This is a genomic window from Brachyspira innocens ATCC 29796, from assembly GCF_000384655.1.
In the GTDB taxonomy this organism is placed as follows: domain Bacteria; phylum Spirochaetota; class Brachyspiria; order Brachyspirales; family Brachyspiraceae; genus Brachyspira; species Brachyspira innocens.
The window spans coordinates 34,563-47,137 of sequence record NZ_ARQI01000108.1; the positions used below are offsets into that span (position 1 = coordinate 34,563).

General features: G+C 26.2%; 13 protein-coding genes and 1 CRISPR repeat array. Of the genes, 9 read left to right on the plus strand and 4 right to left on the minus strand.

Annotated elements, in window-relative coordinates; genetic code table 11:
• Window positions 1-6: 6 nt before the first annotated feature.
• From F811_RS0107155 to fabZ, 4 genes are read right to left on the minus strand one after another with little or no spacing between them, the layout of a single operon-like run.
• A complete protein-coding gene (locus tag F811_RS0107155) occupies window positions 7-828 on the minus strand; it encodes a hypothetical protein (RefSeq protein ID WP_020004585.1) in 822 nt (273 codons plus the stop codon).
• On the minus strand, window positions 825-1,955 hold the full coding sequence (lpxB, locus tag F811_RS0107160; RefSeq protein WP_020004586.1) for a lipid-A-disaccharide synthase: 1,131 nt from the start codon (window positions 1,953-1,955) through the stop codon (window positions 825-827). Before lpxB ends, F811_RS0107155 begins: the two co-directional genes overlap by 4 nt.
• A 27-nt stretch (window positions 1,956-1,982) precedes the next feature.
• Window positions 1,983-2,777, minus strand: coding sequence for an acyl-ACP--UDP-N-acetylglucosamine O-acyltransferase (gene lpxA / locus F811_RS0107165; RefSeq protein WP_020004587.1), 795 nt, complete (start codon window positions 2,775-2,777; stop codon window positions 1,983-1,985).
• A 13-nt stretch (window positions 2,778-2,790) separates the two neighbouring features.
• Window positions 2,791-3,255, minus strand: coding sequence for a 3-hydroxyacyl-ACP dehydratase FabZ (gene fabZ, locus F811_RS0107170; RefSeq protein ID WP_020004588.1), 465 nt, complete (start codon window positions 3,253-3,255; stop codon window positions 2,791-2,793).
• A 323-nt stretch (window positions 3,256-3,578) separates the two neighbouring features.
• On the opposite strand from fabZ, the gene F811_RS0107175 reads away from it, so the two are divergent.
• From F811_RS0107175 to F811_RS0107215, 9 genes are read left to right on the plus strand one after another with little or no spacing between them, the layout of a single operon-like run.
• Window positions 3,579-3,782 carry a hypothetical protein gene (locus F811_RS0107175; protein ID WP_020004589.1) on the plus strand — a complete coding sequence of 68 codons (204 nt, stop codon included), beginning with the start codon at window positions 3,579-3,581 and terminating at the stop codon, window positions 3,780-3,782.
• Window positions 3,783-3,794: 12 nt separating this feature from the next.
• On the plus strand, window positions 3,795-5,861 hold the full coding sequence (cas10, locus tag F811_RS0107180; protein WP_425386789.1) for a type III-A CRISPR-associated protein Cas10/Csm1: 2,067 nt from the start codon (window positions 3,795-3,797) through the stop codon (window positions 5,859-5,861).
• A 25-nt stretch (window positions 5,862-5,886) separates the two neighbouring features.
• Window positions 5,887-6,252 carry a type III-A CRISPR-associated protein Csm2 gene (gene csm2, locus F811_RS0107185; RefSeq protein ID WP_020004591.1) on the plus strand — a complete coding sequence of 122 codons (366 nt, stop codon included), beginning with the start codon at window positions 5,887-5,889 and terminating at the stop codon, window positions 6,250-6,252.
• Window positions 6,249-6,980 carry a type III-A CRISPR-associated RAMP protein Csm3 gene (csm3, locus tag F811_RS0107190; protein WP_020004592.1) on the plus strand — a complete coding sequence of 244 codons (732 nt, stop codon included), beginning with the start codon at window positions 6,249-6,251 and terminating at the stop codon, window positions 6,978-6,980. Before csm2 ends, csm3 begins: the two co-directional genes overlap by 4 nt.
• A gap of 8 nt (window positions 6,981-6,988) precedes the next feature.
• On the plus strand, window positions 6,989-7,963 hold the full coding sequence (csm4, locus tag F811_RS0107195; protein ID WP_020004593.1) for a type III-A CRISPR-associated RAMP protein Csm4: 975 nt from the start codon (window positions 6,989-6,991) through the stop codon (window positions 7,961-7,963).
• Window positions 7,914-9,158, plus strand: a complete 1,245-nt coding sequence (gene csm5, locus F811_RS0107200; RefSeq protein ID WP_020004594.1) for a type III-A CRISPR-associated RAMP protein Csm5 — start codon at window positions 7,914-7,916, stop codon at window positions 9,156-9,158. The genes csm4 and csm5 overlap by 50 nt, the downstream gene beginning before the upstream one ends.
• Window positions 9,152-9,937, plus strand: coding sequence for a CRISPR system precrRNA processing endoribonuclease RAMP protein Cas6 (cas6, locus tag F811_RS0107205; RefSeq protein WP_083921313.1), 786 nt, complete (start codon window positions 9,152-9,154; stop codon window positions 9,935-9,937). Before csm5 ends, cas6 begins: the two co-directional genes overlap by 7 nt.
• A 24-nt stretch (window positions 9,938-9,961) precedes the next feature.
• Window positions 9,962-11,293 (plus strand): type III-A CRISPR-associated CARF protein Csm6, encoded by a 1,332-nt coding sequence (gene csm6, locus F811_RS0107210; protein WP_020004596.1) that lies wholly within the window; start codon window positions 9,962-9,964, stop codon window positions 11,291-11,293.
• 5 nt (window positions 11,294-11,298) lie between these two features.
• Complete coding sequence (locus F811_RS0107215; RefSeq protein ID WP_020004597.1) at window positions 11,299-11,775, plus strand: hypothetical protein; 477 nt, start codon at window positions 11,299-11,301, stop codon at window positions 11,773-11,775.
• Between the two features lie 471 nt (window positions 11,776-12,246).
• A CRISPR array of direct repeats spans window positions 12,247-12,568; the repeat unit is 36 nt; unit sequence GTTTTCGTCCCCGGTGGGGGAATTGATTTTAAAAAC.
• Window positions 12,569-12,575 lie beyond the last annotated feature (7 nt).

A 12,575-nucleotide genomic window follows, 5' to 3' on the forward strand; every position in this document is an offset into this window, starting at 1 on the left:
ATATAATTAATATTTATTATACACTATAAAGCTAAATTCTTTTCTTATAGGAAGTATTAATTTGGAATGTGTTTTATTATTTTCATCGTATATTTGTAAATGATTATGCGGTTCTAAGTTTTGATTAAAAAGTCTTAAATCGCATAAAGCAAGACCAAATCCTGCACTTTCGCTATTGTCTAACTGCTCAGTAAAAAATTTTTCTATTAGATTTTTATTGTAGTATTCTTTGAAAGTTAATCTTTTAGAGTCTATTCTTGTTCTGCTTATCATAGTAAGCGGTGCATCATTTACTATTTCAAAATATATATCATTTTTATTTATTCTTGAAAGCAGTTTAATAGTCAGTTTATTTTTTATATCCTGATTGCATAAAATTAATTTTGAGTATTTCACTTCATCTATTGGTATATTATTATCAATATCTTTTATAAGTTTATTTTCTAATCTTATATATTCTTTAAATTCATTTTTAGTATCATCATCTTTTAATATATTAGAATATTCACTCATTATATCATAATCATCAAAATACTCTCTGCTTTCTATTTTTTTTGTAAATTGAGGAAATTTTTCTTCCAGTATCTTTATTGTTATGATATGGAGATATCTTGCTTTGATGGCATTAGATATAAGCTCCATTATAATATACACTGCATCATTAGCATATTTTTCTATTTTATATTTTCTTAATATTTCTTCTATTATAAATATTATTTTTTGTTTGGTGATATTATCAAGCCAAGTAATATAAAATTTAATAGGTTCTTTTTTATGATTTTTTATATATTCTTGTATTTCTTCTATACTAGTTGAAGCGTCTATCATGATTTTATAATCTCTTTTGCTATGCGTTCTAGCACATTTTTTTCGCCTAAAGTTTCTCTAACTCTAAGCAGATTGCTGCTTACTTTTTTATAGTATTCTTTATCAGTTAGATATTTTATAATATGACTTGTAATGGCATTAGGATTACAGTCGTTTTGAAGCAATTCTGGAGCAGCCTCTTCATTAAGCAGAACATTAGGCATTCCTACATACTTTATATTTGTAAGTAATTTTCCGAGAAAGAAAGTAATATATGATATTTTATAGCATATTACCATAGGCTTACCATAACATGCAGCCAAAAGACTTGCAGTACCGCTTGACATTATTAATGCATCCGAATATGAATACACATAATCTTTATCTTCGCCTGATAATAGTGAGTAGCTTACACCTTTTAATAAATCTTTATAATTATCAATAATCTTTTTTATAGGTTCTGTGTATTCTGGATATGCTATAGGTATTATAAATCTTATATTAGACGAAAGCATATCATTAAGCATTTTCATAGATTTAATAAATACTGGAGCAAGCTGTTTTATTTCCTGATGTCTGCTTCCAAAAAGCACACCCACTGTATATTCTTTTTTAGGCATATTGAGTTCTGGTATTTTTTTATCATAATCCAAATCAGCAAACGGATGTCCGCTGTACATTACATTACAGCCGTATTTTTTATATACTTCATAATCAAATAAAAAAGGTGTTATTATTTTTTTAGCAGAAAGAAGTTTCTTTGCATTCCAAGCACCCCATATACCTACATGAGGCGGAAAATAATATATATAGTCTATATTATTTGCCTTGCAGTATTTAGCTAAAAGTAAATTAACTCCCTGATTATCAACTAAAAGCATAATATCTACTTTATTTTTTTTAAGATAGTCCTGAAGTATATTGAAAGCCCCAAGTTTTTTAAAAGCATATACTGGATTAGCACCCTCAAATATTCCCATAGTGGATAAAGTAGACATATCGGATAATATATTAACATTTGCTTTTTGCATTTCAACACCGCCGAATCCGTCTAAAATTATACTAGGGTCTAATTCCTTTATCTTTTTTGCTAATAAAGCTCCCTGAATGTCGCCAGATACTTCTCCTGTAGCTATAAATATTCTCATATTGTTTGTAGTTTTATTTTGAACAAATTATACAGTTTTTTTAGGAGTAATTCCTCTTCTTGCTTTAGAAATAAACTCTACAATACTTCTAGCTATATCATTTAATGAATTGTCATTTAAATATGTATCTAAAAACTCTTGTTTTGTTTTATTCCAATTATACCACATATCATAAGCCGCTTCAGCCTGAGATATCTGCTCAGATGTAAAACCAGCTCTTCTCATACCAACCAAATTTAATTTATAAACAATAGCCTCTCCTGCATGAGCTGTCAAAGCAAAAGGAAGTATATCTCTTCCAACTGCAGACATACCGCTAATCATAGCATACTGACCTATAGCACAGAATTGATGTATTACACAGTTTCCAGATATGAAAGCACCTTTCTCTACTCTTACATGTCCAGCCACTAATGCTCCATTACATATGATAACATTATCCTGTACTTCGCAGTCATGAGCAACATGACCTGTAGCCATTATGTAACAGTTATTCCCTATTGTTGTTTTAGCATTTTCTTTAGAAGCTCTGTGTAAATTAGCAAACTCTCTAATTTCGTTTCCATCTCCTATTTCTAGGAAAGTTACTGTTTTTCTGTCGAAGTGTATATCCTGAGGTAAATTTCCTAAAACGGTATGATCATGAATTATATTATTTTTTCCTATAGTGGTGTATTCTTTTATAACTGAATGAGCACCAATAACAGTATTTTCACCAATATTTACTTCGCCTTCTATAATAGCATAAGGACCAATTACGGCACTATCAGCTATTTTGGCAGATTCTGATATAATTGCAGTTTTATGTATATTATTTGACATTTTTAATTTCCTATTATTTTTCTATTTTCATAGCCTCTTTATCTACTAAAAATAAGCCCAAATCTCCAGAGCATGCAAGTTTATCATTTACTTTAACTTCGCCATGAGTTTTGAGCAGATTGTTGCTGAATGCTTCAACGGTAACAAACATGTCCATAACATCGCCTGGTATTACAGGGTTTTTAAACTTTACATTATCTATTTTAGCAAAGAACATAAACTTTTTGCCGTATTCTTCAGGCTTTAAAATCTTTGTGTAGCAGTATATTCCAGAAGTCTGTGCCAATGCTTCGACCATTAAAACCCCCGGCATAATAGGGCTTTCAGGAAAATGTCCTGTGAACTGAGGTTCATTAAAAGTAACATTTTTTACTGCATGTATTTTTCCTTCTTCAATACTTTCTACTTTATCTACAAGCAGAAAAGGGTATCTATGAGGTAATAATTCCATTATTTTGTTTATATTAATTTTTTCCATTTGTCATATTTCCTTTAAAACAAATAAATATAAAAAAATTATAATAATATAAGTAAAATTATATCATATAACGCTAAACCTTACAAGTAAAAAATATATATGATTTGAAGATAGCTTCACATATTGCATTTAAATATACATTTTGTTTTTAATCTTACAAATAATTTCAGCTATTTTTTTCTGATTTGCATTATATTTTTGCTTAGACATTAATTTTTGTTTATTGTAATAAATTTAAAAAAATATGCAATACCTATGGATATTAAACAATTTTTTGTTTATATATTATTGACTTTTCAATTTTAGATTCTATACTATTTAGTATGAATATTGATAAATTAGAATATAAAGAGTTTTTATTAAAGTCTATTTTTTATGATATAGACAGCATTATTTCATTTTTGAGTGAAAATAGTGAAATTTGTCAGAAGTTTTTTTGTCATTTAAAAAATAAATTTGATAAATTAAGTGTTGATTATGATGAAGTATTAAACACTGTTTCTAAAGAACTGGAATCTATTATTTAAAAAAATGATAATATATCTGATAATAATAAAGCATTAAAATCTATATTTACTGTTTTTAAAGAAATTAACAATAAAAATTTATATTATCCGCTAAATATGATAGGAGATAATATAGTATATCCTGATGATTTTAATAAAATAAATAATTCCTATTTTTTAAATGATGAAAATAGAAAGTATATTGAAAGCTTAAATTTTGAAAAAATATTAAATGATGCTAATATTATATTAAATGTTCTTTCAAATATTCTTTCTTATGTACCTTATTATAAAAGCGAAAAAGAATATGGCATAGGCGATATATCTTTTTATGATAAATTAAAAATTAACACGGCATTATCTTCTTGTTTATATCTATTAAAAAATAATTCAGAAGAAAAAGAAAAACCTTTTGCTTTACTTGCAGCAGATATTTCAGGTATACAAAGCTTTATATATACTATTTCTTCTAAAGGGGCATTAAAATCATTAAGGGCAAGATCTTTTTATCTTGAAATAATGCTTGAGCATATCGCTGATGAAATATTGGAATATTTTAATCTAAAAAGATGCAATTTGCTTTACACAGGCGGCGGTCATTTTTATATTTTAATTCCTAATTTTAAAGATTTAAAAGAGAACATACTTTCTATTAAAAATAAAATAAATGATTGGTTTATAAAAGAGTTTTCTGTAGATTTGTATATAGCGATGGATTATGAAGAGTTTTCTTTTAATGACTTGAAAAATACAAAAAATATATTTAGAGGTCTTTCAAAAAAACTGTCTGTTAATAAGCAAAATAGATACAATAAAGAACAGTTAAATATCTTATTGTTTCCTAGAGAAAATGAAGCTGATTTTGAATGCAGTATATGTAATACTTCTTCTAAAAGCACAAAAGAAAGAAATGAAAATTTAGGTTATGTATGTGATACCTGCTATAATCTATATAAAGCAGGCAAATATATAATAAATGAAAATAATAGTATCACTATTACAAATACAAAAAATAATTTAGATAAAGAAAAAATTATTAATCTTCCTTCTATTTCTGAAAATAGATATTTATATTTTGGAAGTATAAATTCTGAAGATAGTTCTGTGATAAGAATATATTCTAAAAATAACAGTAATGATAAACATATTAATTTGTATTTAGGTGATTATAATTATAAAAAAGATGATAATGTAGATTTAAGCAGTTTTGAAGATCTTTTAGAAGGAACTTATGGTATAAGGAGAATAGGTGTATTAAGATGCGATGTAGATAATTTGGGTCAGGCTTTTATTAATGGATTTAAAGACCATTCTGATATTTTTAGAACTTCTGTTTTATCAAGACATTTAAGCTTATTTTTTAAGTATTATATCAATTCAATATGTAAGGGTGATGTTCAGTTTCCTAATAATAAATTGTTTGGTGATAAATATTATCATAAAGAAAAACATGTTGTTATAGTTTATTCAGGCGGAGATGATGTATTTTTGGTTGGGTATTGGCTTGATGTTATAGATTTTGCTTTTGATTTGAGAAAGGCTTTTAAAAGATATACTAATGATAAATTGACTTTCTCAGCAGGTATAGGCTTTTTTCATTCATCATATCCTATATCTAAAATGGCTTCTCAAACTGGAGAGCTTGAAGAGCTTGCTAAAAATCATATTTATAATAACAAAGAAAAAGATTCTATAGCTTTATTTGGAATACCTTTTAATAAAAAAGAATCTAATTTTGAATATTGTTTTAATTGGCAGGAGTTTGATAAAGTTCGTGAAAAAATAAACATTATATTTTCTACTTGCTATCTTGATGAGAAATATTTTTGTGAAGATAAAGTATTTTTCTCTGCTTCATCTATTTATAGATTAAAGCAATTAATAGAACTTGAAAGTTTGAAAGGGGATAAAATTAATATTGCAAGGCTTGCTTATTCTCTTGCAAGAATAAAATCTGCTGGAAGCGATGATTATATTAAGAATTATGAAAGTTTTAAAAATAATATTTATAATTGGTTTTTGGATAACGCAGATAGAAGATATTTAAATACTGCTTTAGATTTAATATTATATTTGAAAAGAGACGATTCTAATAAATAAAAATTAGTAATTTTTAGGAGGTATTATGCTTAATATCAGTGATGCAGAAAAATTTGTAAAAGATGAAAAGATTAATTATATTACAACATCTCAAATAAGAAAATTTCTTGCTGCTGTAAATAAAATTTCAAATATGGTAAAGTTATCTGATATATCTGAAGATAAATTAGATAATAATATTATTGAAGAAATAAAATATATGCAAATTCAGTTCGCTTATTTAGTTGGTAAAAGCAAAGGTACAAAAACAGAAAGGCAAATGAAAAGTTTATATGATTTACTTAAAGATGAAATGTCTAATTTGCATACAAAAAAAGATTTTATTAATTTTGCTAGATATATAGAGGCTATAGTAGCTTACCATAAATTTCATGGAGGAAGAGAACAATGAGCAGCAAAAATGTTTTTTATACAATTAAAGATAAATTAATAATAAGATCTAATATAAAACTATTAACTGGTATGCATATAGGAGCTTCTAATGACTTTTCTCCTATAGGTGCTGTTGATAGTATTGTCGTTAAAGATCCATTGACCAACAGACCTATTATACCTGGTTCTTCTATTAAAGGTAAATTAAGAACTATGATGGCTAAACTTATGTCTGATAATATGTTTTTGCCTAGTCATGAAAATGATAAAGAAGAGGTAAAAAGATTATTCGGTTCTTCTGTGAAAGATAATATAGTAGAAGCAAGACTTCAGTTTTATGATTTGTTTTTAAAGAATGCTGAAGAATTAGAAAAAAAGAATTTAGATTTAGGATATACAGAAATAAAGTTTGAAAATAGAATAGATAGAATAATAGCAAAAGCTACACCTAGACAATTAGAAAGGGTACCTGCAGGAGCCATATTTGGATTCAAACTTATATATAATGCTGATAATAGCGGAAATGAAAATATTATTAAAGATTTTAAGTTAATATCTAATGCAATAAAGGCTTTGCAGTTGGATTATATAGGAGGAAGCGGAACTAGAGGTTATGGTAAAATTAGCTTTGAAAATTTTACTATAGAAAAGGCTAATCTTAAATCTAATGATATAGATTTAGCTTCTTTGTTAAAATATTTACAAGAAAGTGAAGATTTTGTTAATAAATTAATAAAAAATAAATAGTTGTTATTATGGAATATAAATTATATAAATTAAAGTTTGATACTCCTGTCCATTTTGGAAGTGATAAATTGGCTGTGAGTTTGGAAGAGTCAGATTTTATATGTCATAGTGATACATTATTTTCTGCTTTATGTTTGGAATATATTAAATTAAATAGTGCTGAAAACTTATCTAAATTTGTGGAGCTGTTTAATAATGGAGAACTTTTAATATCTTCTTTGCTTCCATATAAAGATGAAGATTTGTACATTCCAAAACCTTCTATAGTAGTAGAAAGAGATAATAAAAAAGATGATAAAACAGATTCTTCTTCAGATAGAAAAAAAATGAAGAAACTTGGATTTATTAAAGTTTCAGACTTGGATAATTATTTAAAAAGTATTAAAGGCGAGCATGACTTTAATTTTAACAGTATGGAATACAACAAATTTTCTAATGAATATTTATTTCAAAAAGTATCTTTGTCAAGAACAGAAGAAAATAATTTGTATAGTATGGGTGTACATTATTTTTATGATAAATGCGGACTATATTTTATATTAGCTTATAATAATAAAACCAATTTAGATATATTTGAACAAATTTTCAAAAGTTTGTCATACTCTGGAATAGGCGGCAAAAGAACTTTAGGTTACGGCAGTTTTACATTAATAAATGATAGCAGCAGTATTTCTGATATTAATAAGTATTTATTTAAAGATTCTAAATATAAAATGATTTTATCTTTGTATTCTCCTTGTGAAAATGAGATTGAAAATATTGATTTTAACTCCTCATACTATTCTATTATAAAGAGAAACGGTTTTATATATTCTCAAACATACAGTAGTACTCTTTTAAAAAGAAAATCTTTGTGTATGTTTAAAGAAGGTTCATGCTTTATTGGTGATATTAAGGGTGATATAAAAGATGTATCTCATGCTTCAGGAAGTCATGAAGTTTATAGATATGGCAAGGCTTTATATATTGGTATTAATATTTGATGGTGATAATATGAATAATAATTTTAAAATAAATAATAGAAAAGTTTATAGAATGAGTCTCACTACATTATCTCCAATATTTATAAATAGCGGAGATATTTTTAGAAAAACGGATTATATATATAAAAATAGAATAGTTAGCGTTATAAATAAAAAAAAATTAATATCTGTTTTAGAAGAAAATAATAAATTAGATACATTTTTGGGAGAATGTGTTTCAGGAAATTTTAAACTTACTGCTTTTTTAGAAAAAAATATAAATAATTATTCATCTTTAGATATTTTTGACTATAGTATTAAAACATATAGTGATATGCAGGCAGAGAGTGCAGAAAATATAGAAATAGAATCTGATAACAAAGAATTAAATGATATACAGCCTTTTATAAAATCTTCAAATAGGTTGCCATATATTCCCGGTTCTAGTATTAAAGGAGCTATTAGAACAGCAATTATTTATGGTGAAGTAATGAATAATAAAGAGAAATATGTTTATTTATTTAGAGATATTCTTAAAACTGAAAAAAAATATAATTTTAGAGATATAGAAAGTGATATATTAAAAAAGAAACTTAACCTATTCAAGAATATGTCTATATCAGATACAAATGAGGCTGAACTTGATAATTTATATATTTCTCAAAGATATGATGTAGTAACATCTGAAAATACATATCATCCCTTGCCAATATTTCTGGAAGTATTAAAGCCTGGTGTCAAATTATACTTTACCCTTAGTATAGATAAACCATATAGTATATATTCTTTATTAAAGTATTTTAGCGGTATTTATAATAATAAAGAAGATAATACATTTTATAGTGATTATTTAACTTTGTCTGCTCTTATTCAGGAAAATATTCTAGATAAATATCCTTTATTTGATGATTCATTAAATATGACTCCTAATATTTTTATAGGAGGAGTAAATGGGTTTTTAACTAAAAGTATAATATATTCTATTAGAAAAACATCAAATTATTCTTCTCCGATAAAAATTAAAGAATTAGTAAATTATATAAAGAAATACCTCGATTATCAATTTTATGATAAAGAAAATAAGATGCCTAAAGGCAGGCATGTAATATTAGATGATAAAATATCGCCTAGAAGTTTGAGACTTGTAAAAAAAGATGAAGATAATCTTATTGCACTTGGAATGTGCAATATTAAAGTTGAAGAGGAATTATGCTAGCAACTTTAATCATTAAGATGAAACCTAGAGATAATTTGGTAATAAAAAAAGATTACGGCAGTTTGTTTCATGGTTATTTGATGTCAAAATTAGATGCTGATTATGCTGAAACCCTTCATAATCTGTCACTTAATCCTTATAGTCAGTATTCTTATTTTGACAGTAAAAATAATATCTATATATGGAAAATATCAACATTAAGTAAAGAAGCTAAAGAAAAAATAATAGATAAGTTATTTGATGAGAATATAAGTTCTTTTAGTTTAACATACAATGATTTGAAAGTTGATATTATCTCTAAAGAAATAGTTAATGTGCAAAGTTATAAAGATATTGCAGATAAATATTTTTTATCTAATGATATTATACGAAGTGTTAATATAAAGTTTTTAACTCCTACCACTTATAAAATACATAGACGTTATACTATATTTCCTTATTTGGATAATATGTTTATAAGTCTTTATGATAAATGGAATTATTACAGTGAAAATATTTCTTTAGAAGATAGTAAATTGATTTCTGATATGGAAAAATATGTGAAAATAGTAAAATATAATTTGAGAAGCACAAAGTTTAGTATGGAAGGCGTTGGTATTGATTCTTTTATAGGAGAAATAAAACTTTACTGCCATGGTCCTAGTATGTTTGTAAATATTTATAATATGCTTTTGGATTTTGCATCTTATTCTGGTATAGGGGCAAAAACTTCTCTTTCTATGGGAGGAGTTTTGATATCAAGACCTTATATTGAAAAGATGAAAAACAATATTTATTAAATAAAAATATTTTGGAGTTTATTTATGAATGATAATCAGAAAAAAAAATATATATTATTTTCGCCAGTTGGTACTCATGACCCTATAGGTATTTCAAAAGATAAAACAAAAGTATCAGAAGGTTCTATGCTTCATATAATTAGGCATTATAAACCTGAAATAGTTTATTTATATGTTACCAAAGAATTAAATAAAAATGATAATAGATATAAAATAGCTATAGAAAAATTTCATCCTGAATGCAAAAAAGTAGAAGAGATATACGGTAAAGTTGATGATGTTAATAGCTATGATGCTTTTATAGATGAGTTCAAAAATTGCATAAAAAATATTAATGATACTGATAATAAAAACGGAGAGTATGAGATTCTTTTAAATATATCTTCAGGAACTCCTCAGATGAAATCAGATTTGGTTCTTGAGGTTATAACAAATAATATTTATTTAACTCCGATACAAGTATCCACTCCAGAAAAATCATCAAATTTTCCAGATAATTTTAGTTTTGATTTATTAGATAAAATAGATATAAATAAAGAGGAAAATGATATAAGATGTACTGTTCCAGAAGTTTTAAGTTTTAGAAGGGTGAAAATTCAATCACAGATAGAATCTTTGGCAGAAAGGTATGAGTATTCATCAGCTTTAACTTTGATTAATAATGATGAAAGGTCAAAAAAATTATTTAGTGATGATTTAATTAAATATTTAGAGCATGGGGCTTTAAGAATGAATTTGCAGTATGATAAGGCAAATGAAATAATAAAGCTGGATGAAAAAAATTATAATAATGAATGCATTGAGTTTATTGAATATTATTATGTTATGAAGATTAAACAAAGTAAATCAGAACTTTCGGATTTTATTTTGAGAATGAGTCCTTTCCTTACTTTTATATTATTCTATTTTTTAAGAAAAAATGTAGCTGCTTTAAATAGAGTTTTGGAAAATATAAACGGAGATAAAAAAATTAGAGTAAATGCAAGTCCAGACCAGAACTTTATTGATTATATGAATAAAAGAGTTAAAAATCTTCAGGATGGGGATTTTATTACTTTTTATATTTTAATTTCTATGTATGATTTTTATGTTAAAAAGAATCAGAAACTTAATACTATTATAGGTAAAAAATTACTTGATGAGCTTAGAGCTATAGAAAGAGAAATAAGAAATGATGTTGCTCATAAAATGATTAACATTGATGAGGATTTTATTAAATATAAGGTAAAAATGTCTTCCAAAGATATATTATTAAAATGCGAAAAAATATTAAAATCAGTTTTTCCTGAATTTGATACTAATTATTTCGTTTATGATGATATTAATAAGAGTATAAGAGAGGTATTACAGAAATAAATATTATGAGAAGGAATTTATTAACTTTTATAGGTTTGACAGATATAAAAACACATGAAAATAAAGAGTATAACGGAGCAGTAGAGCAGATACTGAGTAAATATGATTTTGAAAATGTTTATGTTTTTATAACATTAGGTTTGGAAAATAAAATTAATGAACTTAATATGATTGAAAGATATAAAGAAAGTTCTAAAAGTAATGTTATATCTGTTTATACAAAAATAGATGATCCTACTAATCCGAGATTAATTTATAATAAACTTAAAGAACATATTGAAGAGATTAATATTAGCACCAAAAATATAGAAGGCGAACTTTATGTAAATATGGTATCATCAACACCGCAGATAATATCGATTTTGTCGCTTTTTGTAGGTGGTAAGGCATTGTATAATTCTATAGGTGTTTATCCAAGTAATCCTTTATATGGCGAGAGAATAAGACTTGATGATTTGGATTTTTTTAGAGAGATAATTTAATATTTTTTAATTTATAGAAATGAAAAGAGGCTTATAAGGCCTCTTTTTTTGTTTAAATAAAATTTAATCAATGAAAACTCTTGATTATTAATCTGTCCCCCACGTAGTGCCTATGGCACGAAGTGTGGGAATTGATTTTAAAAACGGATTCAAACAATATTAATAACACTACAGTAGAAAAGTTTTCGTCCCCCTACGAGCCGTTAGGCGAAGTGCCTACTTGGGGTGTGGGAATTAATTTTAAAAACTAGGAAGTGCATGTTTTGATGTAGATTATCTAATAAGTTTTCGTCCCCGGTGGGGGAATTGATTTTAAAAACTGATATATTCAGTGGAAAAGAAAATAAAAAACTATTGTTTTCGTCCCCTACGAGCGTAGCGAAGTACCTACTTGGTTACGAGCGTAGCGCAGTGTGGGGAATTGATTTTAAAAACTCGCTTATATCGTCTAACTAAATTTTCATTAAAAATGTTTTCGTCCCCGGTGGGGGAATTGATTTTAAAAACTTGTTCTATTCGCTTGTATGGGCTTACAGTTTTAGCGTTTTCGTCCCCGGTGGGGGAATTGATTTTAAAAACAAGGGGGTAGTCCATGAAAAACAACAACACTATAGAGTTTTCGTCCCCGGTGGGGGAATTGATTTTAAAAACTTATATCACTCGCTTTAGTTTTTCTAAAGTAAGATGTTTTCGTCCCCGGTGGGGGAATTGATTTTAAAAACTTTGATGGCACAGATAAAGAATCGGTTTTATTTAAGTTTTCGTCCCCGGTGGGGGAATTGATTTTAAAAACCTTATGG

Bases quoted from the DNA above. Each gene is read 5' to 3' on its own strand.
- F811_RS0107155 (WP_020004585.1), bottom strand. From the start codon at position 828: ATGATAGACGCTTCAACTAGTATAGAAGAAATACAAGAATATATAAAA.
- lpxB (WP_020004586.1), bottom strand. From the start codon at position 1,955: ATGAGAATATTTATAGCTACAGGAGAAGTATCTGGCGACATTCAGGGA.
- lpxA (WP_020004587.1), bottom strand. From the start codon at position 2,777: ATGTCAAATAATATACATAAAACTGCAATTATATCAGAATCTGCCAAA.
- fabZ (WP_020004588.1), bottom strand. From the start codon at position 3,255: ATGGAAAAAATTAATATAAACAAAATAATGGAATTATTACCTCATAGA.
- F811_RS0107175 (WP_020004589.1), top strand. From the start codon at position 3,579: ATGAATATTGATAAATTAGAATATAAAGAGTTTTTATTAAAGTCTATT.
- csm2 (WP_020004591.1), top strand. From the start codon at position 5,887: ATGCTTAATATCAGTGATGCAGAAAAATTTGTAAAAGATGAAAAGATT.
- csm3 (WP_020004592.1), top strand. From the start codon at position 6,249: ATGAGCAGCAAAAATGTTTTTTATACAATTAAAGATAAATTAATAATA.
- csm4 (WP_020004593.1), top strand. From the start codon at position 6,989: ATGGAATATAAATTATATAAATTAAAGTTTGATACTCCTGTCCATTTT.
- csm5 (WP_020004594.1), top strand. From the start codon at position 7,914: ATGAAGTTTATAGATATGGCAAGGCTTTATATATTGGTATTAATATTT.
- cas6 (WP_083921313.1), top strand. From the start codon at position 9,152: ATGCTAGCAACTTTAATCATTAAGATGAAACCTAGAGATAATTTGGTA.
- csm6 (WP_020004596.1), top strand. From the start codon at position 9,962: ATGAATGATAATCAGAAAAAAAAATATATATTATTTTCGCCAGTTGGT.
- F811_RS0107215 (WP_020004597.1), top strand. From the start codon at position 11,299: ATGAGAAGGAATTTATTAACTTTTATAGGTTTGACAGATATAAAAACA.